Origin of the sequence: Arthrobacter sp. Bi83 (genome assembly GCF_918698095.1) — a bacterium.
Taxonomy (GTDB): Bacteria; Actinomycetota; Actinomycetes; order Actinomycetales; family Micrococcaceae; genus Arthrobacter.
This window is the reverse complement of sequence record NZ_CAKKLY010000019.1, coordinates 23,104-43,810: the sequence shown is the minus strand read 5'-3', so window position 1 is coordinate 43,810 and position 20,707 is coordinate 23,104. Positions and strand designations below refer to the sequence as shown.

Annotated in this window: 21 protein-coding genes and 1 pseudogene; 10 read left to right on the top strand and 12 right to left on the bottom strand. The window is 65.1% G+C overall.

All coding sequences use genetic code 11. The annotated features are described in order from the left end of the window. Positions 1-5: 5 nt before the first annotated feature. Positions 6-605: a recombination mediator RecR gene (gene recR / locus LQ144_RS10915; RefSeq protein ID WP_230118725.1), complete on the top strand. Its 600-nt coding sequence runs from the start codon at positions 6-8 to the stop codon at positions 603-605. Positions 606-728: 123 nt separating this feature from the next. Then, positions 729-2,087 (top strand): aspartate kinase, encoded by a 1,359-nt coding sequence (locus LQ144_RS10910; protein ID WP_230118724.1) that lies wholly within the window; start codon positions 729-731, stop codon positions 2,085-2,087. Positions 2,088-2,218: 131 nt separating this feature from the next. Here the strand turns inward: LQ144_RS10910 and LQ144_RS10905 are convergent, their stop codons facing one another. Both LQ144_RS10905 and LQ144_RS10900 read right to left on the bottom strand, forming a co-directional pair. Further along, positions 2,219-2,425 (bottom strand): hypothetical protein, encoded by a 207-nt coding sequence (locus LQ144_RS10905; protein WP_230118723.1) that lies wholly within the window; start codon positions 2,423-2,425, stop codon positions 2,219-2,221. Between the two features lie 107 nt (positions 2,426-2,532). Beyond that, positions 2,533-2,757, bottom strand: a complete 225-nt coding sequence (locus tag LQ144_RS10900) for a hypothetical protein (RefSeq protein WP_230118722.1) — start codon at positions 2,755-2,757, stop codon at positions 2,533-2,535. An 84-nt stretch (positions 2,758-2,841) separates the two neighbouring features. Here LQ144_RS10900 and LQ144_RS10895 point away from each other — a divergent pair, with 84 nt between their 5' ends. Continuing rightward, positions 2,842-3,354, top strand: coding sequence for a MarR family transcriptional regulator (locus tag LQ144_RS10895; protein WP_230118721.1), 513 nt, complete (start codon positions 2,842-2,844; stop codon positions 3,352-3,354). Positions 3,355-3,507: 153 nt separating this feature from the next. On the opposite strand, the gene LQ144_RS10890 is transcribed toward LQ144_RS10895, so the two are convergent. Next, entirely contained in the window at positions 3,508-5,934 is a 2,427-nt protein-coding gene (locus LQ144_RS10890) for a S8 family serine peptidase (RefSeq protein ID WP_230118720.1), read from the bottom strand. A gap of 243 nt (positions 5,935-6,177) precedes the next feature. Here LQ144_RS10890 and LQ144_RS10885 point away from each other — a divergent pair, with 243 nt between their 5' ends. Genes LQ144_RS10885 through LQ144_RS10875 form a run of 3 tightly spaced genes read left to right on the top strand, consistent with a single transcriptional unit; the run spans position 6,178 to position 8,220 of the window. After that, entirely contained in the window at positions 6,178-6,843 is a 666-nt protein-coding gene (locus tag LQ144_RS10885) for an SSI family serine proteinase inhibitor (protein WP_230118719.1), read from the top strand. Positions 6,844-6,877: 34 nt separating this feature from the next. After that, positions 6,878-7,849 carry a 3-methyladenine DNA glycosylase gene (locus tag LQ144_RS10880; RefSeq protein ID WP_230118757.1) on the top strand — a complete coding sequence of 324 codons (972 nt, stop codon included), beginning with the start codon at positions 6,878-6,880 and terminating at the stop codon, positions 7,847-7,849. Beyond that, the gene (locus tag LQ144_RS10875; RefSeq protein ID WP_230118718.1) at positions 7,846-8,220 is read left to right on the top strand and encodes a serine protease inhibitor; all 375 of its coding nucleotides are present in this window, start codon (positions 7,846-7,848) and stop codon (positions 8,218-8,220) included. Before LQ144_RS10880 ends, LQ144_RS10875 begins: the two co-directional genes overlap by 4 nt. A 132-nt stretch (positions 8,221-8,352) precedes the next feature. On the opposite strand, the gene LQ144_RS10870 is transcribed toward LQ144_RS10875, so the two are convergent. After that, positions 8,353-11,433 (bottom strand): S8 family serine peptidase, encoded by a 3,081-nt coding sequence (locus LQ144_RS10870; RefSeq protein WP_230118717.1) that lies wholly within the window; start codon positions 11,431-11,433, stop codon positions 8,353-8,355. Between the two features lie 355 nt (positions 11,434-11,788). Next, positions 11,789-11,974, bottom strand: coding sequence for a hypothetical protein (locus tag LQ144_RS10865; protein ID WP_230118716.1), 186 nt, complete (start codon positions 11,972-11,974; stop codon positions 11,789-11,791). 239 nt (positions 11,975-12,213) lie between these two features. Between LQ144_RS10865 and purS the strand changes: the two genes are divergently transcribed. The 3 genes from purS to purL are packed head-to-tail and all read left to right on the top strand — an operon-like array spanning position 12,214 to position 15,570. Further along, entirely contained in the window at positions 12,214-12,465 is a 252-nt protein-coding gene (purS, locus tag LQ144_RS10860; protein WP_056631212.1) for a phosphoribosylformylglycinamidine synthase subunit PurS, read from the top strand. Position 12,466: 1 nt separating this feature from the next. Beyond that, positions 12,467-13,240 (top strand): phosphoribosylformylglycinamidine synthase subunit PurQ, encoded by a 774-nt coding sequence (gene purQ / locus LQ144_RS10855; RefSeq protein ID WP_230118715.1) that lies wholly within the window; start codon positions 12,467-12,469, stop codon positions 13,238-13,240. Then, entirely contained in the window at positions 13,237-15,570 is a 2,334-nt protein-coding gene (gene purL, locus LQ144_RS10850) for a phosphoribosylformylglycinamidine synthase subunit PurL (RefSeq protein ID WP_230118714.1), read from the top strand. The genes purQ and purL overlap by 4 nt, the downstream gene beginning before the upstream one ends. A gap of 75 nt (positions 15,571-15,645) precedes the next feature. Here the strand turns inward: purL and LQ144_RS10845 are convergent, their stop codons facing one another. The 6 genes and pseudogenes from LQ144_RS10845 to LQ144_RS10820 form a co-directional block, all read right to left on the bottom strand. After that, positions 15,646-16,587, bottom strand: a complete 942-nt coding sequence (locus LQ144_RS10845; RefSeq protein WP_230118713.1) for a hypothetical protein — start codon at positions 16,585-16,587, stop codon at positions 15,646-15,648. A gap of 119 nt (positions 16,588-16,706) precedes the next feature. Continuing rightward, a complete protein-coding gene (locus tag LQ144_RS10840; RefSeq protein ID WP_230118712.1) occupies positions 16,707-17,000 on the bottom strand; it encodes a DUF503 domain-containing protein in 294 nt (97 codons plus the stop codon). Between the two features lie 75 nt (positions 17,001-17,075). Beyond that, entirely contained in the window at positions 17,076-17,393 is a 318-nt protein-coding gene (locus LQ144_RS10835; RefSeq protein WP_230118711.1) for a putative quinol monooxygenase, read from the bottom strand. Between the two features lie 50 nt (positions 17,394-17,443). Further along, the gene (locus tag LQ144_RS10830) at positions 17,444-18,070 is read right to left on the bottom strand and encodes a hypothetical protein (RefSeq protein ID WP_230118710.1); all 627 of its coding nucleotides are present in this window, start codon (positions 18,068-18,070) and stop codon (positions 17,444-17,446) included. Between the two features lie 14 nt (positions 18,071-18,084). Continuing rightward, on the bottom strand, positions 18,085-18,633 hold the full coding sequence (locus LQ144_RS10825) for a DUF1990 domain-containing protein (protein ID WP_230118709.1): 549 nt from the start codon (positions 18,631-18,633) through the stop codon (positions 18,085-18,087). 86 nt (positions 18,634-18,719) lie between these two features. After that, a pseudogene (locus tag LQ144_RS10820) lies at positions 18,720-19,109 on the bottom strand (MmcQ/YjbR family DNA-binding protein); the annotation flags it as partial. A 45-nt stretch (positions 19,110-19,154) separates the two neighbouring features. On the opposite strand from LQ144_RS10820, the gene LQ144_RS10815 reads away from it, so the two are divergent. Next, positions 19,155-20,183, top strand: a complete 1,029-nt coding sequence (locus tag LQ144_RS10815; RefSeq protein WP_230118708.1) for a 2-oxoglutarate and iron-dependent oxygenase domain-containing protein — start codon at positions 19,155-19,157, stop codon at positions 20,181-20,183. 19 nt (positions 20,184-20,202) lie between these two features. On the opposite strand, the gene LQ144_RS10810 is transcribed toward LQ144_RS10815, so the two are convergent. Then, positions 20,203-20,628: a CoA-binding protein gene (locus tag LQ144_RS10810; protein WP_230118707.1), complete on the bottom strand. Its 426-nt coding sequence runs from the start codon at positions 20,626-20,628 to the stop codon at positions 20,203-20,205. Positions 20,629-20,707: the final 79 nt, after the last annotated feature.

Here is a 20,707-nt window from a genome sequence, read left to right as displayed (position 1 = left end):
ACGTTGTGTACGAGGGTGCAGTTCAAGAGCTGATCGACGAGCTCGGACGCCTGCCCGGCGTCGGGCCAAAGTCGGCCCAGCGGCTGGCCTTCCACATTCTGGAGGCCGATCCCCAGGACATGAAGCGCCTCGCGGATGCCATCACCACGGTCAAGGAACGTGTTAAGTTCTGCACGGCCTGCGGCAACGTGACCGAGCAGGAGCTCTGTAACATCTGCCGGGACCCGCGCCGGGACCCCTCCGTCATCTGTGTAGTGGAAGAATCCAAGGATGTCCTGGCGGTGGAGCGTACCCGCTCTTTCCGGGGCAGATACCATGTGCTGGGCGGCGCGATAAACCCCATCGCCGGTATCGGTCCCGACCAGCTGCGGATCCGCGAACTCCTGACCCGCCTCAACGACGGCGCCATCCAGGAAATCATTATTGCCACCGACCCCAACCTCGAGGGGGAAGCAACGGCCACGTATCTTGCCCGGATGCTCAAGTCGATCGGCATCGCAGTGACACGGCTGGCTTCCGGCCTCCCGGTAGGCGGCGACCTCGAGTACGCCGACGAAGTGACACTCGGCCGGGCCTTCGAGGGCCGCCGCAACGCCCTCAGCTGACCGTCCGGGGTCACAATTCAACGCCCGCCGGGGGCGGCGATAAACTGGTCACATCAGTTACGCCGCCGCGCCGCATGGCCGCCTGGCCTCCAGAACTCCGATTGATCCAGTGAAGGTGCACGCATGAGTATGCCCAGTACCGATGTGAAGACCGAGCCGCAGCCGCAGGAGCTCGCCGTTAAGCCGGCCGCCACCGCCCAGCTCATCGTGCAGAAGTTCGGCGGCTCCTCGGTGGCCGACGCGGAGGGCGTCAAGCGGGTTGCCAAGCGCGTTGTCGACGCGCAGAAAGCCGGCAATGAGGTCGTTGTGGTGGTTTCTGCGATGGGCGACACCACGGACGAACTGCTGGATCTCGCTGCGCAGGTCACCGATTCCGCTCCGGCCCGGGAGATGGACATGCTGCTCTCCGCCGGCGAACGCATTTCCATGGCGCTGCTGGCAATGGCCATCAACAAGTTCGGCGCCTCCGCCCAGTCTTTCACCGGTTCCCAGGCCGGCATGATCACCGACGGCATCCACGGCAAGGCCCGGATCATCGATGTCGATCCGCACCGCATCCGGACGGCCCTCGACAAGGGCCATATTGCCATCGTTGCCGGCTTCCAGGGCATGAGCCGCACCACCAACGAGATCACTACCCTGGGCCGCGGCGGCTCGGACACCACCGCCGTTGCCCTTGCGGCCGCCCTCGACGCCGATGTCTGCGAGATCTACACGGACGTGGACGGAATCTACACCGCCGATCCGCGCGTGGTGCCATCCGCCCAGAAAATCGACCGGATCTCCAGCGAGGAAATGCTGGAACTGGCCGCGTCGGGAGCCAAGATCCTCCACCTGCGGTGCGTCGAGTACGCCCGCCGGTTCGGTGTGCCGCTGCACGTCCGTTCCTCATTCAGCCAGCACGAAGGCACCTGGGTCCTGCCGGGCGCCGACGACAAAATCAAGACTCAAGAGGGAGTTGCCTTGGAGCAGCCAATCATCTCCGGTGTTGCACACGACCGGTCCGAAGCCAAGGTCACCGTCGTGGGTGTTCCGGACATCCCCGGCAAGGCAGCCGCGATTTTCCAGGTGATCGCGGACGCGCACTCGAACATCGACATGATTGTCCAGAACGTCTCCACGCACGGGACCGGCCGCACGGACATTTCCTTTACGCTGCCCATCGTGGAAGGTGCAGACGCCCTCGCGGCCCTCCGGGCGGCCGAGCCGGAGATCGGCTTCGAAAGCATTGAGTACAACGAGCAGATCGGCAAGCTTTCGCTGATCGGCGCGGGCATGCGCTCCCACCCGGGCGTTTCGGCCGCGTTCTTCAAGGCCCTGTCCGACGCTGGCATCAACATCAACATGATCTCCACGTCGGAAATCCGCATCTCTGTGGTGACGCACGCCGATCTGCTGGACGACGCCGTCCGGGCCATCCACAAGGCGTTCGACCTGGACAGCGAAGACGAGGCAACGGTCTACGGCGGCACAGGCCGCTAACCAAAGGCTTCAGGCACAAGAAAACGACTGTCGGTCTGGCTCAGCCAGGCCGGCAGTCGCGTTGGTCATGCGCCGTGGAGCGCGCCATGTTCAATGCGTCGTGTTCACTGCGCAAGTTTCAGGATTTCCCCCTACTGGAGATCGCTCTTGCGCACTGCGTAGTGATGGCCTTCGGAATCGGTCTCGACCTCAAACTGCGCCAGATCGTCTTCCGAGGCGTGCTCGAAGTCGTCATGCATGTGAACCACCGGCGCTGAGGAATCGCCTTGGGTGGCAGGGCCGAATACGAACCGGAGCCTGTCGGTCAGGTCCATAAAGCCAGCGAGTACATGTGCCACAAGTCCCACCTCCTTCCCTGAACGAAGGTCGAGCATCTGCTCTTCGTAACTGCCAGTGCCCTCATTTTACGCCGGGACTGCCGAAAAGGCCCCGGCCTCTTCAGCGCCTAGCGGAGGGACTTATCGTCCGGATTGCGCGGCACGACGTAGGTGCTGCCGTCCGGGCGGTGGACCGTTTCCCACTGCTGGGTTTCGGCCTCGCGCTGGGCGAGCAGCCTGCGGTTCTCCTCGGTCATGTCGTGCACCAGGGAACTCCGGTTCGCGGGGCCGAATATCGCCTTCAGCTTGCCGGTTGCCCGCATGAACCGTTGTGAAGCATTCTCTTTTGCCACGGTATCCACTTCTCCATTTCGAAGGCTGCTGCCAGAATCAACGATACACTAATTATTAGTGCACTAACTATTGAAGGAACGCTCATGACAGGGAACCGGAATGCCCCGGCAACGTACCCGGCCGCCGACGAAGCGGTCCACGACGCCGCTGCCGAATCCGTGGAGGACGATCTTCTGCTGGAACGCCAGTTGTGCTTCGCGCTGACGGTCGCCTCACGCGGCGTCGTCGGCGCCTACAAGCCGGTCCTGGAGAGGCTGGGCCTAACCCACCCCCAGTACCTGGTCATGCTGTGCCTGTGGGAATCCAGCCCCCGCTCAGTCCGTGACATCAGCGAGGCACTTGCCCAGGAGCCCGCCACCATCTCCCCCCTCCTCCGTCGTCTGGAATCGGCCGGTTTCATCTCGAGGCGCCGCGTCGAGGGAAACGAACGGACCCTGGCCGTGGCGCTGACCCCCGCCGGAGCAGCACTGCGTCAACAGGCAACCTCGGTTCCCGGCACCATGATGGCCAAGCTGGGCCTCACGCGGGAACAGGTGGAGACGCTGCACCGCGCGATGATGGACCTCATCGCCGCAACCGGCGCCGCCCGGAGCTGAGCTCCGGATTAGGCCGGGCAACGGGATGACCCGCAAGAACGGGACAGCGCACGACGCCGGCACTCACCCCGTGAGGTGAGTGCCGGCGTCGTCCTTGTTAAGTGCCCGCCAGCCAAGTGTCCGGCAGCTGGACAGCGGCTACGGTGACAGCGGCTACGGGGCCACCGGCCGCACCGCCACCGGAGACCGCACGCTGTTATCGGACGATGTCCACGTCAGGGATCCGGTGGCATACGCATTCAGCGGGGCACCGGCGGTGGCGAAGGTGATGGTGAAGGTGGCGCTCTCCCCTTCTTTCAGGGTCACCTCTGCGGGGCTCACGGTTGCCTTGATGCCCGGAACGTCGACTGCGGCACTGTAGGTTCCCCCCTTCACCGCCGTGACCGTGCGCTTGACCGTCTGACTGCCGGCAAGGGCGCCGAGGGCAACCGACGGCACGTTGACGTCCTTTGCGGCCACGGGTGCTACGCCCAAGTCGATGCCCTGACCCTGGAGGAAGCCCATCCAGTCGGCGATCCCGGCGTCGTAAACCAGGCCCGGCGAGGCGAACTTTGACGGATCCACCTCGCCCGCGCCCTGGGCGAAGACGTCGTGAACCTCAGCACCGTCGGCGTTGACCAGGTCGTATGCGGTGGTCATGATGGCGGACTTCACGGCCGCCGGGGACCACTGCGGGTTTTTGCCGAGCAGAAGCGCACCGGATCCTGCGATGTGCGGCGCAGCCATGGAGGTGCCGGACAGGAACCCGAAGTTCTCGCCCTTGAAGCCGATCGGCGACACGGCGGCCAGGACGGCCACACCGGGCGCCGCGACATCCGGCTTCAGCAGGTCGCCGTCGGACGCCAGCGTTGGACCGCGGGAGGAGAACTCAGCGATCTGCGGTACCGGCGGAAGTGCAGCACCTGTCGTGTCGGTGGCCTTGAGGCTGGCGGTCATTCCCGGATTAGCCGCGACCACGTCCTTGATCTTGGGGTCAGCAACGTGCACGGTCGGAACGCTGTGCAGGTCCGTATCCAGCGAGCCCGGCGTCACGTTGACCAGCACCATGCCAACGCCGCCAGCGCGCTTGACCTCATCGCTCTTGGCGGTGCGCGGGAAAATGCCGCGGTCGCAGACCACGATCTTCCCTGCGGCCTTGGCCGGATCCAGTGCGTTCGGGGCACACAGGGCAGCGTCGGCATCAGTGGCGGCGGCCGCTTTTACGGCCAATGCCAGGGCAATCGGCTTCGCTGCCACTTCCTCGCTCATCACACTCGCTCCGGCGAACTTGGCACCGTTGGACAATTCGGCCGTTCCGCGGAGCGAGCTGTCGAACGTGGAGGCGGCGACGCTTGTCAGCCACGGGCCGGCATGGTTCACCGTGCTGGCGATCGGGCCGGAGTTGCCCGCCGAGGCCGCCACGAACACCCCTGCTGCGGCGGCATTGAGGAAGGCGAGTGAAACGGCGTCGACCGTTGAATTGTTGTTGCCGGAGATGGAGTAGTTCAGCACATCCACGCCGTCAAGGACGGCGTCCTGGATGGCATTGAGAATGTCAGATTCGAGGCATCCTGTGGTGTCCGGGGTCGAGCCTTCCCAGCACACCTTGTACACCGCGATCTTCGCCGCCGGCGCAACACCCGAGCTCGTCCCGAAGTCACGTCCACCGGCAGTCTGGGTGACATCGCTGTTTCCGGCGGCGGTGCTGCCTGTGTGCGAGCCGTGGCCGTTTACGTCAATCGGGGAGAACAGCTCAAGCGGAGACCGCAGTTCGGGCGGAACGGCCGCTTTGTAGGCCTTGTCGTAGAACCGGGCGCCGAGCACCTTGCTGTTGCACTCGGTTCCGTCGAATCCGTCACCGCTCACGCAGTCGCCCACGAACGTCCCGCCATTGGCCTTGCGCATGGCGATGACATTGCCCTGCAGATGGTACGGTTCGCCGACGTTGGGAGTTCCGGAGAGCGGCTCGACCGGATCGCCGGTGAAGAACGGGTTGTCCGGGGAGTATCCGGTGTCCAGCATGCCCACTACGACGCCCTTGCCCGCATCCGCCTCGCCACCGAACTGGTCCTGCCATACGCCGTCCCCGCCTGGAAGGCCGAGAAAATCGGTGCTGGAGTAATCCGGCTTGCGCAGGGCATCGGGGACGACGGCCAGCACGCTGGTGTCACCGGCGAGCCCTTTGGCCTGGTCAGCCGAAAGAACGGCGCTGAAGCCGTTGACAGCCAGGGTGAAGCTCTCATCAATCCTCACGCCCTTGGCTGCTGCCGCCTGCCGCTGCTTTGACCGGAGGTGCGCATCGTATTTGCGCGAGTTGGGCCCGGAGGGGTTCAGCTTCTTGCCCTTCGGAACGGCCGTGCCGGGTATCCCGGCCACACCGCCCGAATAGGTGGCCAAGGGCTTGTCCTTGAGCATCACGATGTAGCGGCCGTCGTCAAACGCCGATGTCCGGGAGCCGGCAATTGCCTGGCCCGAGGACGGTCCGGGTGCGGCGGACGTCGGCGCGGTGAGGCCCTGGCCAACAACCATGGCGAGGCCGACGGCAAGGACTGCCGGCAGCCGTTTGCTGAATCTGTGGCGGGAAATTCTTTGCGTGGTCATGGGGAGATGCCTTCCTTTGTTCAGGACCTGTAGACCTTCGGTCCCACGAACTGGACGCTCTGCCCCCCATGGGCGTCATCACTCTTTGGTTGTTGCCGCGCACCCGTCAATGTCAGAAAGATACCGCGGACGCCGCCAAGAATCGATACCCTTCCGTTAGCAATTGCCGGATACCGTTACCGGGCCGTTCCGGACCGCTGCAGACGCCGACGGTAGAATGGGAAAAACTTGAGGAGACCTGGCATGCGCAAGCAATTTATTTCTGTGCTGCTCGCCCTCGGAGCGATGGGCGGACTGGCTGCCTGCACCCCGGACACCGGAACCGGCCAGCCTTCGGCGACCACCGGAACCACCAGCGAATCCCCGGGCACTGGCACGCCTGGTTCGCAATCCCCGGGCGCGACGCCAGGCACCACCGCCCCCGGCACCACCACACCGGGCACGACCGCTCCCGGCACGGCCTCTCCGGGTACGACGGCTCCTGGCACCACGCCGCCCGACGCCGTGACCACAGTCCCCGCCCCGGCGCCGCCTGCCGCCGCTCCGCTGCCCTCCGGGCCAGGGACCGGCGACGCCGAACTCGCCATCACGGTAAGGCCCTCGAAAGAGGGAACTGCCGTCAACTACACGCTGGTGTGCAAGGACGGTGCTCCCATGTCCGAAAGCCAGCATCCCAAGGCGGCCGCCGCCTGCGCGGCGTTGAAGAAGAACGCGGCCATCCTAAACCAGCCTGCGCCCCGCAAAGACGTCTCCTGCACCCAGCAGTACGGTGGCCCTCAGGTAGCCACGGTCTCGGGTGTCGTCGGCGGCACTCCGGTGGAGGTCACCTTCACTTTGCGGAACGGCTGCGAAATCGGGGCCTGGAACGCCGCCCGGGACATCCTTGGTACTGCCAGTGGAGCAGTTTAGGTCCGTGCCCGGCGTGACGCTTCCGAGGCGGGATATTCAGCTTCAGGTGCTTCCCGCCGTTGACTGGCTGGAGATTGAGGCCGCGCATGCCAGGCGTGTGCGGCGCTACGCCGACCCCTACCTTGCCCGCCGTTCCGCCGGCCGCAAGCACCCGGTGGAAGACTTCCTGTTCACCTATTACACACAGAAGCCCGGCCAGCTGATGCGCTGGCATCCGGGAGCCGGCGTTGTCCTCTCCGGAGCGGAGGCGGCCCCGCGGAGGGACTGGAAGTATTACCGCGGGCTCGACGACGGCGAACTCTCCTTGTGCGGCCTGCCGCCCGGCAGCACCGCTGTCACGCTGGACCGCGACGCCTTTCTGGCCCGGCGCCGCGAAGCCCTGGTCTTTGCCCAGGTCATCCTGGCAGGCACGGCCGCCCGCCCGGCGCAGTTCGGCTGCTTCGGCCTGCACGAGTGGGCCATGGTCTACCGCCAGGACAAGTTTGAGCTCCGGCACGAGTACCTGAAGCTGCGGCTGGGCGAAGCCGGCACGGACAAGGTGGTAGAAGAAAACAGGATCCGCTGTTCACATTTTGATGCGTTCCGTTTCTACACCCCTGACGCCCTTCCGCTGAACGAACTGTCGCCGAGCAGGGAGAACCAGCTGTCCACGGAGCAGCCCGGCTGCCTCCACGCGAACATGGACCTGTACAAGTGGGCCTACAAGCTCTCACCCGCGTTGCCGGGCGAGCTGGTGATGGACTGCTTCGAACTGTCCTGGCGGGTACGGGCCATGGACATGCAGGCCTCCCCCTACGACCTCGCCGAGTGGGGATATCCCCCGATCAGGATTGAGACGGCGGAGGGTAAGGCCAGCTATGTGGAGCACCAGCGCGCGTTCTCTGCTGAGGCCCAGATCCTGCGCGGCAGGTTGCTGGAGGCACTCAAGCCCCTGTTTGACTCTCTGGGCCCGGAAAGTCTGTCGGAGAGATCCCCGCACGGCTCCCAGTTGAAGGAAGAAAAGTGAACAGCAGCGCTGAGCACCCGGACCTCGACCTCGACCTCACCGTCACCCTGAGCGAGGCGCCCGGCGGCCCGGACCACGTATTCACTCTTGTCCGCCGCGCCGGCGGCCGCCCCGAGACAACGCTGCCTGACCCCGCGGGGGCGATAGCCGCCGTCGAACGCTTCGGGGAGGGGATATTCTTCCCAGTGCCCGGTCCGCCCAAACTCTGTACGCAGCAGTACGGCGGTCCGCAGGTGGCTGTGGTCACCGGAACTTTCGGCGAACGCCAGGTGCATGCGCGCTTTTCCCTGACGGACGGCTGCGAAATCGCCCGCTGGCGCGCGCTTTCCCCGCTGCTGGGCGGTGTATCCGGGTCGACGGGCGCCATCTGAGGCCTAACTGGGCCGGCGGTGGGCACCGGCTTGGGCGGACGGTGCCGGTTAATCGGCAGTGGCCGGCGGTCTGCACCGCCGGCCACTGCTGTCAGGATTCCCCCAGACGGGGAACCAGGTTCCGGGACCTTCCTAGATGGAGTTATCCGGAGCCTTGGTCAGGTCCTCGTTGTGGACCTTCCCTCTTTCCTTCTTCTTCTTCGGATCCTCCGAAGCCGGCGGAACCGCGGTGGTCGCGCCGGGCGTCACCACTACGCTCACGAAGGTCGGTGCGCTGGCGCCGGCGAACGTGACCCGGCCAATGTACGAACCGGGAGCCAGGCTGTTCCAGGCCAGAGCGAGTTTGCCGGACGCGCCGTTGGCAAGGCGAACAGGGTCAGGAGTCACGGTCGCATTGCCCACGTTTGCGCCCAGTACCGCTGCGTCCACGGAAGCCTTGGTGGGCTGGCCCTTGGGGCTGTCGTAGAGATTCACGAACATTGTGTAGGTGCCCGCCGCTGGATTCGGAATGGACACCGATTCGCTGGACGAGGCCGTAGCAACAACGATCGCCTGGTTGTCGGGGGTGATGACAACCATGTCGAAGTCTGCGCTTTCATCCGCGGAGAACACGGACAGCTTGGCCAGCGGTGCACCGGCCGGAACGTCGACGGTCTTGACGAAGTTCGAGGCATCGGCCGCGTACTTGAACGGCCCGGGGACCAGCTCGATGGCGGAGGAATCCGCCTTGGACAGGCCGTCCAGCGTCACGTTGGTGGGCGAGCTTGAACCGGACACGATGCTGATGTTTCCGGAGCCGTTGCCTCCCTGCGACGTGAAGGCGACGTCCTTCGGGGCCACGACTGACTGGGGACGTACCGCAATCGGCGAGGCCACAGTCTTGTTCGACCCCTGCCAAGTGAGCGAGCCCGTGGCGAAGTACCCCAGTTTGGCGCTCTGGTTCTCGAAGGAAACCTTGAACGTGCGCTTTTCACCGGGTGCGTTGAACGACAGGATGGACGGGGTGACCGTCACCTTGACACCAGGCACGCTGGCCTTGGCGCGGTATACGCCCGGCGTCAGCGCCGTCACCGTGCGGGTGACCTCGATCCTGCCCGCCAGGTTTCCGAGCGAGAACGACGGGACGTTCATGTCGCGCGGCTTGGTGGCGCCGAGGCCCGGGATGCCCAGGTCAACACCGGTTCCCTGGATGAACCGCAGGTAATCGTCGCCGTCGGCGTCGTAGACCAGGCCCGGATCCAGCACGCGGGCCGGATCCACCTGCCCGGCGCCGGTGGCCAGGACATCGGTGTTCTTTTTGCCGTCCGCGAGCTTGACGTCACTGGCCGTTGTCATCATGGCCGATTTCACGGCCGCCGGTGACCAGTTCGGGTTCTTGCCCAGGATGAGGGCGCCGAAACTGGCAACGTGCGGGGAGGCCATGGAAGTTCCGGACATGAATCCGAACTTGTCCCCGCCGGCACCGATCGGCGATACACCGGCCAGGATGGCAACACCCGGGGCTGCGACGTCGGGCTTCAGGAGATCGGAGTCCGTGGCAAGCAGCGGACCGCGGGACGAAAAGCCGGCGATCTGCGGCTGCGCTTCAGCAGGCAGCCCGGTGGTGTCCTTGTTGACGAGGGAGACCGTGATGGCCGGGTTCGCCGCCACCTTGGCCTTGATCTCTTCCGTCGCGGGAGGGTTCACGTGGACCGTCGGGACAGAGTGCTTGTCCGCGTCGAGGGACGACGCGGAGACGTTGACCAGGATCATGCCCACGCCGCCGCCGCGCGCCACTTCGGCGCTCTTGGCAACGCGGTCGTAGGTGCCTCGGTCACAGACCACGACTTTGCCGGATATCTTTGCCGGATCCAGCGATCCGGGGCCGCACAGCCGTGGCGTGGCGTCGGTCCCCGAGGCGGCGTTTGCGGCGAGGACCACACCGGCACCGGCTACTTCGCGGTTCATGATGCTGGCGCCGCGGTACTTGCTGCCGTCGGAGAACTCAACGGTGCCCTGCAGTTCCTGGGAGAAGCTGCTGGCGGCAACCGTGGTGACCCACGGTTCGCCGTGGTTCACCGTGCTGGCATCGGGGCCCGAGTTGCCTGCCGACGCGGCCACGAAGATGCCGGCGGAGGCTGCAGACAGGAAGGCCATGGAGACCGGGTCGGTGGTGGTGGACGTGGTGCCCGAGATCGAGTAGTTCAGCACGTCAACGCCGTCCATCACGGCCTGGTTGATGGCATCGATGGAGGATGAGGTGTAGCAGCCACCGGTGGCGGGGTCGTTGTCCTCCCAGCAGATCTTATAGACCGAGAGCTTGGCCGCCGGCGCGATGCCGCTGGTCAGGCCAAAGCTGCGGCCATCCACAAACGACTCCACGTTGGCGTTTCCGGCAGCGGTGCTGGCCGTGTGGGTTCCGTGGCTGCCGACGTCGACCGGGGAAATCAGTTCTTCCGGTGCGCGGTCCGCCTTGTCCACGGTGTCCTCGAACGCTTCCGAGAAGTAGCGTGCGCTCAGGACCTTAGAGTTGCAGGCTTTGCCGTCGAACCCTTCGCCTTTCTGGCACTCACCCTCAAACGTGCTGCCGTCGGACTTCAGCATGGCGATCTTGCCGCCGGCGGTGCGGTAAGGAACGCCGACCTTCGCCTCGCCGGTGAGGGGCTTTACCTCTTCTCCGGCAAAGAAGGCGCTGGACGGTGTGTATCCGGAATCGATGACTCCGACCACAACGCCCTTGCCCGCTCCGGCCTGACCGCCAAACTGGGTGTTCCAAGTGCCTCGGGGTCCACTGAGCTTGAGGAAGTCGGTGGTGGAGTAGTCCGGCGCCCGCTGGGTGTCCGGGGCGACTGCGAGTACGTCCGCGCTCTTGGCGAGGTTCACGGCCTGGTCGGCAGTGAGTGTGGCACTGAACCCGTTCAGTGCGGCAGTGTACTTGTGCCGGATCTGCACATGTTCCTTAGTGGCGAGCGCTGTCTGCTTCGCCTCCAGGTGTGCCTGGTACTTCCGCACTTCGGCCCGGCTGGCGTCGAGTTTGCGGCCTGACTTCGGTTTAGTGGCCGGAAGTCCTGCCGTGCCGCCATCGTAGGTGGCTGCGGGCTTTTCGGCCAGGACCACGATGTAGCGCCCCGCCTGGTAATCGTTCGGATTAATGTTCTTTTGCTGCGCAGCCGCCGCCGGACCCTGTGGCGGGCCGGCGATGGCGGGCGAAGCGGCGACGGATGAAAGGAGCAAAGGCAAGCCGACACAAAGTGCCGCTGCTTTCCGGGCCCCCCGGCTTCGGAAGAAGCTTTTTCCTGCTGATTTCACGAGTGATTTGAACCTTTCATAAGGAACCGTCCCGGCTGCGTTGCCGGGCTCATGCGGCCAGGCCGCGTGGGGTTGACAGGTCTTGTCGATCCCAGCGATGGTCAGCCGAACCCCACAGTACCTACTGATAGGTAGTTATGACATAGAACACAAACCACAATTTAGTTTTGTCACTCCAAATTTCGTTGTACGAATCAGCGGCGGTTTAAACGCCGGTGGCGGGCACCCTAAAGGGCACCCGCCTGCGGAACGTCGGAAGCTCTGCTACTCCAACGGAACGCTACTGCCGAGGCGTGCGGACCACGTCGCTGATCCACTCGCGTGTTTTCTCATCCACCGGGCCCGCGACTCTATTCTGCTTGGCAGCCCGGTCTGCCCTGATCTTCTGGAGAACCATCCTCCCAAGCCCCGCGAAAACAGCGGCGGCAACCACGGGCAGCAGTACGGATTTCGGTTTCTCGGCCATGCCGCAATCCTACTGAGGGCAGGGACGGCGGGCCAGAGCCGCCGTCGTACTTCTCCGACTCCTGCGCCGCCGGCCCCGAATACGGCGTGCGGCGCTGCGGCCGGTAGAATGGGCAAGCAAGCTCGCGGAGCGCCCGTCCATGTCGTGCCATTTGTACCCGAAGCGGCCACAGACGAACGGCGTGAGACGGCACCACTCCGCTGCGCCCTTACCCAATGCTCACGCACAGGAGTTACCGGATGCCCCGGATCGTTGTCGACGTCATGCCCAAGCCCGAGATTCTGGACCCGCAGGGGAAGGCCATCGTGGGTGCACTCCCCCGTCTGGGCTTCACCAGCTTTAGCTCTGTCCGCCAGGGCAAGCGTTTCGAACTGACCGTCGACGGCGAGGTGACCGACGCAATCCTGGCCCAGGCCCGTGAGGCCGCCGAGACCTTGCTGTCCAACCCGGTGATCGAGGACGTCGTCAACGTCGAGGTCGTCGAGGCCTGAGATGACTGAACTTCCCCTGATTGGTGAGGCGGTCGCCGTGGCGGCCAACCCGAGCCTCGCCGGCGCCAAGATCGGCGTGGTCACCTTCCCCGGAACCCTTGACGACCGCGACGCCGCCCGTGCGGTCCGCCTGGCCGGCGCCACTCCCGTGGCGCTCTGGCACGCGGACACCACGCTGGGCGACGTTGACGCCGTCGTAATTCCCGGCGGATTCTCCTACGGCGATTACCTCCGTGCCGGCGCCATCGCGCGCTTCGCGCCGCTGATGTCCAAGATCATTGACGCCGCCACCTCGGACGCCAAGCTGCCGGTCCTTGGCATCTGCAACGGCTTCCAGATCCTCACCGAATCGCACCTGCTGCCCGGCTCGATGATCAAGAACGACCACCTGAAGTTCATGTGCCGCGACCAGGTCCTCCGTGTGGAGAACAACAGCACCGCGTGGACCGGCGACTACGCCGCCGGCCAGGAAATCACCGTGCCGCTGAAGAACCAGGACGGGCAGTACATCGCCGACGAAAAGACCCTGGACGCCCTCGAAGCTGAAGGCCGCGTGGTGTTCCGCTACGTCGGTTTCAACCCGAACGGATCCCGCCGCGACATCGCCGGCATCTCCAACGCCGCCGGCAACGTCGTAGGCCTCATGCCGCACCCCGAGCATGCAGTGGAGGTCGGCTACGGTCCCGAATCACTGGACGGCATCGGCGGCTCAGACACCGATGGCCTCGGTTTCTTCACCTCTGTACTGAACAAAATCGTGGGAGACAACAAATGACGGAGACCCACTCGGTCGCGCAGCCTGTCGAGACCGCCAGGAAGTTCAACATCGACACGGTCGAGAACGCAGGCAAAACGCCGGACACCGAACTCCCCTGGGCCGAACTGGGCCTGAAGCAGAACGAGTTCGATGAGGTTGTGAAGGTCCTGGGCCGCCGCCCGACCGGCGCAGAGCTCGCCATGTACTCCGTGATGTGGAGCGAGCACTGCTCGTACAAGTCCTCGAAGAACCACCTGCGCCAGTTCGGCGACAAGGTGACCGACGAGATGAAAAAGGACATGCTGGTGGGCATCGGCGAAAACGCCGGCGTCACCAACCTGGGCGACGGCTGGGCCGTGACGTTCAAGATCGAGTCGCACAACTCGCCGTCGTTCGTTGAGCCCTACCAGGGCGCCGCAACCGGCATCGGCGGCATTGTCCGCGACATCATCTCCATGGGCGCCCGCCCGGTGGCCGTGATGGATCCGCTGCGTTTCGGCGCCATCGACCACCCGGACACGGCCCGCGTCATGCACGGCGCGGTTGCCGGTATCGGCGGCTACGGCAATTCCCTGGGCCTGCCCAACATCGGCGGCGAAATGGTCTTCGATTCCGTGTACCAGGGCAACCCGCTGGTCAACGCGCTGGCTGTCGGCGTCATGCGCCACGAAGACATCCGCCTCGCCAACGCCTCCGGCAAGGGCAACAAGGTGGTCCTGTTCGGTGCCCGCACCGGCGGCGACGGCATCGGCGGCGCCTCCGTGCTGGCCTCGGAGTCCTTCGACGACACCAAGCCGTCCAAGCGCCCCGCGGTCCAGGTGGGCGACCCCTTCGCGGAGAAGGTCCTGATCGAGTGCTGCCTGGAGCTGTTCAAGGGTTCGCTGGTTGAGGGTATCCAGGACCTAGGCGCCGCCGGCATTTCCTGCGCCACATCCGAGCTCGCCTCCAACGGCGACGGCGGCATGGAGGTTGAGCTGACCTCCGTCCTGCTGCGCGACCCCACTCTGACCCCGGGCGAAATCCTGATGTCGGAGTCGCAGGAACGCATGATGGCCGTGGTTACGCCCGAGAACATCGCCGCCTTCGAAGCAGTCATGGACAAGTGGGCCGTGGAATACTCCTGGCTGGGCGAGGTGACCGACACCGGCCGCCTGATCATCACGTGGGAAGGCGAGATCATCGTCGACGTCGACCCGCGCACCGTGGCCCACGACGGTCCGGTCTACGACCGCCCGTACGCCCGCCCTGAATGGCAGGACGCCCTCCAGGCCGATGCCTTCACTGGATCAGTGCAGGACGCCGGCCGTCCCGCCGCCCCCGCGCAGCTGGCAGCAGCCGTCACCGAGCTCGTTGCCTCGCCGAATATGTGCGACAAGTCCTGGATCACCAACCAGTACGACCGCTACGTCGGCGGCAATACCGCCCTGGCGTTCCCGGATGACGCCGGCGTGGTCCGTGTGGACGAGGAAACCGGCCTGGGCGTGGCCCTGGCCACCGACGCCAACGGCCGCTACACCTACCTCGACCCGTACCACGGCGCACAACTGGCACTGGCAGAGGCGTACCGCAACGTGGCCACCTCCGGCGCCGTGCCGATGGCCGTCAGCGACTGCCTGAACTTCGGCTCCCCCGAGGACCCGGATGTCATGTGGCAGCTCGCCGAGGCCATCCGCGGCCTGTCGGATGCCTGCATGGAGCTGGGCATCCCGGTCACCGGCGGCAATGTCTCGCTGTACAACCAGACCGGCACCACGCCCATCCACCCCTCCCCCGTGGTGGCAGTGCTGGGCAAGCTGGACGACGTCGCCCGCCGCACGCCGTCGGGCTGGCGCGAGGACGGCCAGGCCATTTACCTGCTGGGCACCACGGCGGCAGAACTGGATGGTTCGGAGTGGTCCAACCTGCGCGGCCACCTTGGCGGACTTCCGCCCAAGGTTGACCTCGCCGCCGAACGCGCGCTGGGTGAAATCCTGATCAACGCGTCCCGCGACGGCATGGTGGATTCGGCTCACGACCTCTCCGAAGGCGGCCTCGCGGCAGCCCTCGTGGAGTCCTCGCTGCGCTACGGCGTGGGTGCCCGGATCGCTCTGCAGGACGTTCTGGACCGTGATGGCGTGGACCTGTTCACGGCGCTGTTCTCCGAGACCCAGGGCCGCGCCCTCGTGGGCGTCCCGCGCTCCGAGGAAGTCCGCTTCACGGACATGTGCACCGCCCGCGGCTTTGCCCACACCCGCATCGGCGTGGTGGACGCAGCGAGCGGCCAGCTGGAGATCAACGGCGTGGACGCCATGTCGCTCGATGCCCTCCGCGAAGCCCACGAGGCCACCCTGCCGAAATACTTCGGCTAAGGACTGACCCTCCATCGATTGCTCCGTAACTGCCCTTTTGTTCGCTCAGAACGGCAGTTACGGAGCAATCGTTCGTTAACGCCCAGGCCGCCAGCCGGCCCGGACCAAGGCCGTCCGCACTTTTGCCACCGCAGCCTTGGCGTCATTGACCATGTGACGCTTGGAGATCCGGACCTCCGTCCATCCCAAGGCTTCGTATCTCTCGGAGCGGGCGATATCCCGGACAATCTGCCCTTCCTCGCCATGGTGCTCACCCTCGTATTCGATGCCGATCCTGTATCTTCGATACGAGAGATCCGGCTGATGGTGCCTGGTTCCGTCGTCCTCGATGATGGGCACGTTCAGTTCCGGCTCGGGTAGCCCGGCCCTTTTCATGGCCAACCGCAGCAGGGACTCCTGCGGGGAGTCGCAGCCTACCCGGATGAGCTTGATGGCTTCCTTGGCTTTGCGAATGCCGCGCTTTCCCTTGTGGCGGTCGATCATCCGCTGGAGGTCTTCCAGGCTGCACAGCGGCATGTCCCTGCCCTCCAGCTCGGCACGCGGAACACGGACGCAGCTGTCACCGGCCACCACGAGTTCGTCAACGCTTAGCATTTCGGCCAGGTCAAGCCATGTTCGCTCCGGAGTGGTGATGGGGATCCCGTCCAGCACGGTGACCTCGTCCTCGTAGAGCTTCATGCGGTGGACGATCACATGGGGACGGTTGAGATGGGCGGCGCCCTCCGGTCGGATCACGTGGTACATCTGCGGTGCCTCCTTCTGCCGGCGACGCGGCAGCGACGAGAGCTCCGCGGCTGTGAGGTGGGATGCGGCGCATCTCTCGTTGACCTCGACGAATGGCCGCACCCTGACGCTTAAGGGGAGCTCCGCCGTCGGGCCCTTCGATCGAATGCCTCTTCCCAAAGCCGTCAGCGACCGGTGGCGCAACCGCTTAGGGGTGACGCCAGCGCGGCCGGCCTCGGCAACAGTGAAGGGGCGTCCTTCTAACTCCTTGGGGAGCCGGCGTGCGGTTTTCATGGATTCATCAGATCAGAACCCCTTGACCGCTGCAGAAGATATCCACACCACCCATCGAGTGCTCCGTAACGGCCCTTATGGACGCTCAAAAGGGCCGTTACGGAGCAATCGATGGAGGTTCAGTCTTCGCTGTGGAGTTCGCGCTGGCGGGCGCTGAGAAGTTCGAGTTCCGGGCGGGCCGCCACAAAGCGTTCGACGGCGGTGAGCACCTCGACGAGGTGAGCACGGTCAGCAGCCACGAGCCCCGCCCCGAGCCGCGCGCGCCGGTACTGGTCCTGGTTCCCCACCTCGGCCACGGACACGTCGTAGCGCCGTTTCAGTTCCGCGAGCAGGGGCCTGACCACGGAGCGTTTCTCCTTAAGGCTGTGAATGTCGCCCAGGAGGATGTCGAATTCAATCCATCCGATCCACATGCGGTTAATGCTATCGAGTGCTCCATAACTGCCGTTTTCAAGGCTCAAAAGGGCACCTATGGAGCACTCGACGGGTCAGATGGTGAGCTCGCCCATCCGGTCCCAGCCGTCGCCGTCGAGCTGCCGGCTGATGATGTGGGGCGTTTCCGCAAGGGCCTGCGGCATATCCGCCATGGCCTTCTTGAAGTGCTCGCTGTTCACGTGGTCCCCGGCGGCATCGTCCTTGAACGCTTCCACCAGTACGAACTCGTTGGGGTCATCCACGCTTCGGGACCAGTCAAACCAGAGGTTGCCCGTTTCCTGCCGCGTGGCCTCGGTGAAATCTGCCACGAGATCCAGCCACTTGTCGGACCAGTCGGGCTTGACCTTGAATTTGACGACGATGAAGATCACGGGCGCTTGCCTTTCGTTCCTGGGTGCAAAGACTTCATTCTCGCACTGCCTTAGTGTGCGGCCAGAGCCTGTTCGCACTCTTCGATTGCCTCACGCGCGTACTGCTGCTGCGCCGGGGTCCCTACGCGCTCCGCCCACTGCTCGGCCAGCTGGAACTCCACCAGGGCCTCGGTGAGCCGGCCCGCCCCGTGCAGCGTCCGGCCCAGGTTGTTGTGCAGCGCCACCATCCAGCGTTTCGTGCGGGGCTCGTGGGCGGTGGAGGCGTATTCCAGCGCACTCCGGGTCCAGGGTTCCGCATGGGCGGAGTCGGCGATGGCGAGCATGTGGAGGGCGTCCACGGCCAGGAACTCTTCGCCCAGATGATCGCCCAGCTCCGCGGCCTGCTCGAACAACGGCACCGCCATCGCGGCCTGGCCGCTTGAGTTCAGGATGCGCCCCCGCTCAATCAGGATTCGAATACCGACGGTGGGCTCCTCTTCACCGTCGATCGAGTCGAGCAGCCCGTCCGCCTCCTCGAAGCGGCCCTGCAGGCCGATGGCCCGGCCCAGCTGCGTGGCGAGCTCCGCCCTTTCGTAGACGTCATAGTCTTGATCGTCCATCGCGTCCCGGAAACGCCGTTCGGACAGTTCGGGATTCTCGAAATCCCACAGTCGGTCAAGGGTGGTTTGGTCCAGCATGTACCGTCTCCTGATCAGCTTTCACCTGCGGCAAGTTGGCGTGCAGCTTCAATGTATCGGGAAGTGACGTGCCGCTGCGCCGCCCGGGCCACGATGCCGCCCGCCGCGTAGAACCAGTTCGAATGCCTGCTGAAGGCCGTGATCTTGAAAAGCACCGTGCCCCGGTCATCAATGGACACCTCGAACGCCTCTTCGCCCCGCTCGGGGTGTCCCGGCAGGGTGCCGTAGGCGAAGCCGGCGGACTGCGGTCCCCCGCCGGGGACCGGCCGGTGGACCCACACCACCTCGCAGGGGGCGTTGATCCGGAAAGGTCCGACGCCGAATCCGCTCACCACGCGTGCGCCGGGAACCACGAGGTCGGACTCGGTGCGGACCCGAAGCCCCGACCGGCGCTGCAGCTCCCATGTGAGGATGCCCTGGGCAACCCGGCCGTAGGTTGCCAGGCCCTCGCCAAGGTACGTCTGCGTCACCAGGCACGGGAAACCCTCTGGCGGCGGGCCATCTTCCGTGGAGCCGATGCCCGGATAGTTGAGTTCACCCTGCGCCAACCGCTTTTCAGTCATATCCCTGCCGTTTCCTGTTCCGGTTGCCCCTCGTGTCCGGGCTGGGGCCCTCCCGCTGCTTCTCCGGCAGGACCTGGGGCACTGACCAGCCGGGCCCAGCCCAGCTGTTCCTGCTGTTTGCGGCTCAGCGAAGCCACCACGAGATCGTAGGAGTCCTCCACCATGTCGCGGACCATGGAGTCCGGCAGCGAGCCATCAAGCCGCACGCCGTTCCAGTGTCTCTTGTTCATGTGCCAGGCGCCGGTTATTTCTGAATGGGCGGCCCGCAGCTGCTCGGCCAGCGCGGGCTCGCATTTGAGGCTCACTGACCAGTCCTCAGGATCCATGGCGGAAGCCGCAAACATCTTGGCCTCGTGCCGGGCCCCGCCGGCTACGGCCGACCGGACTTTGAAGACCGACGTTTCAGGGCCGAACGGAAAGTCCTCGAAGGCCCCGGGAAACGACAGGCAGATTTTCCTCAGTTCGGCAGCATCCATGCTGCGAGCCTACAAAGGCTTCCCCGGCGGTGCTAGTCTGCGAGCATGTCACCTGATCGGGAGGCCATACCTGTTCTGGACTTGGGCGCCGCACGTCAGGCCGATGGGTCATTTAGTCCGGAATTCATTGAGCAGCTGCGCGATGCCACGCACCGGGTGGGCTTCTTCCAACTCACTGGTTACGGGGCCGCGCCGGGCCAGGCAGAGGAACTGCTGGCCGCCATCAAGCGCTTCTTTGATCTTCCCCTTGAGGAGCGGATGAAGCTGGACAACCGGCTCTCCCCGCATTTCCGGGGCTATACCCGTATGGGCACGGAGGTCACCCAGGGAAGGGCGGACGCACGGGAGCAGATCGATTACTCTCCGGACCGTGAACCGGTCCCCGATTATCCCGACGAGCAGCCGTACTGGCTCCTCCAGGGCCACAACATGTGGCCTGATGAATCGCTGCCCGAGCTGGCGCCCGTTGCAATGGCATGGGCAGGGCTCATGTCCAAGGTGGGAAACGAACTCCTGCGCGCCATCGCAGTCTCCCTTCAACTTCCTGAGGACCACTTTGACGAACCGTTCCGGGAGACCCCGGCCTGGATGGGCAAGCTGGTCCACTACGTCGGCGGAGTGGTGGAAGGGGCCGGCGATCAGGGAGTCGGCTCGCACGCGGACTACGGTTTTGTCACCCTCCTGCTTCAGGACGCGGTAGGCGGCCTGGAAGTGCTCCCGCCGGGGGCCAGCGAGTGGTCTTCCGTGGAACCCATTCCTGGAGCGCTCGTGGTGAACCTTGGCGAGATGCTGGAAGTGGCAACCGGGGGCTACCTCGCCGCCACCATCCACCGGGTTCAGGCGCCGCCGCCGGGTGTGGACCGTTACTCCGTGCCCTTCTTCTGGTCGCCTCGGCTCGATGCGGTGATCGAACCGGTCCCCCTCCCGGAGGAGCTGAAGGCGCAGGCCCGCGGCATCTCGGACGACCCGTCCAACCCGATGCTCGCCTCCTTTGGCATGAACATGCTCAAAGGCCGGATGCGCGCCCATCCGGACGTGACCGAGCGTCACTACCCGGACCTGATGAAGCGCTGAGGACAGCGCGAATGCCGGCTCAGAGCCCGAAGTGCCAGCCCTCGCGGGCGGGGCAGGAGTTGACCACGACGTCCAGTCCGGCGGCCTTGGCGCGCTCCACGGCGTCGTCGTCGAAAACACCCAACTGCAGCCAGACTGCCTTGGCGCCCACCGCGATCGCCTGATCAATCACCGGGCCCACCTTGTGTGAGTTCACAAAGCACTCCACGACGTCGATCGGGTGCTTCTCCGGCGGGATCTCAGTCAGGGAGCGGTAGCCCTTCTCCCCATGGACGTCGTCTCCGGGGAGATTAATGGGGATAATCTCCATTCCCATGCGGTCGCGGACATAAAGGGCAACGTCATAGGCCGACCGCCATTCGTTGGTGGTGAGGCCGACAATGGCCCATCTCCCTTTGGTTCGCATGAGGCGCTCGATGACTGCTCGATCGTTAACGTGGGCCATGCATCAAGCCTACGCCTGCGGCGTTCACGCACAATTTCCGAACAAATGAACGAAGGTGGCACCATCCAAAGCGCCGAGA

What these genes read in the sequence shown, in the direction of transcription:
- LQ144_RS10910 (WP_230118724.1), top strand. Translation starts at nt 729, where the DNA reads ATGAGTATGCCCAGTACCGATGTGAAGACCGAGCCGCAGCCGCAGGAG.
- LQ144_RS10895 (WP_230118721.1), top strand. Translation starts at nt 2,842, where the DNA reads ATGACAGGGAACCGGAATGCCCCGGCAACGTACCCGGCCGCCGACGAA.
- LQ144_RS10890 (WP_230118720.1), bottom strand. Translation starts at nt 5,934, where the DNA reads ATGACCACGCAAAGAATTTCCCGCCACAGATTCAGCAAACGGCTGCCG.
- LQ144_RS10885 (WP_230118719.1), top strand. Translation starts at nt 6,178, where the DNA reads ATGCGCAAGCAATTTATTTCTGTGCTGCTCGCCCTCGGAGCGATGGGC.
- LQ144_RS10865 (WP_230118716.1), bottom strand. Translation starts at nt 11,974, where the DNA reads ATGGCCGAGAAACCGAAATCCGTACTGCTGCCCGTGGTTGCCGCCGCT.
- purS (WP_056631212.1), top strand. Translation starts at nt 12,214, where the DNA reads ATGCCCCGGATCGTTGTCGACGTCATGCCCAAGCCCGAGATTCTGGAC.
- purQ (WP_230118715.1), top strand. Translation starts at nt 12,467, where the DNA reads ATGACTGAACTTCCCCTGATTGGTGAGGCGGTCGCCGTGGCGGCCAAC.
- purL (WP_230118714.1), top strand. Translation starts at nt 13,237, where the DNA reads ATGACGGAGACCCACTCGGTCGCGCAGCCTGTCGAGACCGCCAGGAAG.
- LQ144_RS10845 (WP_230118713.1), bottom strand. Translation starts at nt 16,587, where the DNA reads ATGAAAACCGCACGCCGGCTCCCCAAGGAGTTAGAAGGACGCCCCTTC.
- LQ144_RS10840 (WP_230118712.1), bottom strand. Translation starts at nt 17,000, where the DNA reads ATGTGGATCGGATGGATTGAATTCGACATCCTCCTGGGCGACATTCAC.
- LQ144_RS10830 (WP_230118710.1), bottom strand. Translation starts at nt 18,070, where the DNA reads ATGCTGGACCAAACCACCCTTGACCGACTGTGGGATTTCGAGAATCCC.
- LQ144_RS10825 (WP_230118709.1), bottom strand. Translation starts at nt 18,633, where the DNA reads ATGACTGAAAAGCGGTTGGCGCAGGGTGAACTCAACTATCCGGGCATC.
- LQ144_RS10815 (WP_230118708.1), top strand. Translation starts at nt 19,155, where the DNA reads ATGTCACCTGATCGGGAGGCCATACCTGTTCTGGACTTGGGCGCCGCA.
- LQ144_RS10810 (WP_230118707.1), bottom strand. Translation starts at nt 20,628, where the DNA reads ATGGCCCACGTTAACGATCGAGCAGTCATCGAGCGCCTCATGCGAACC.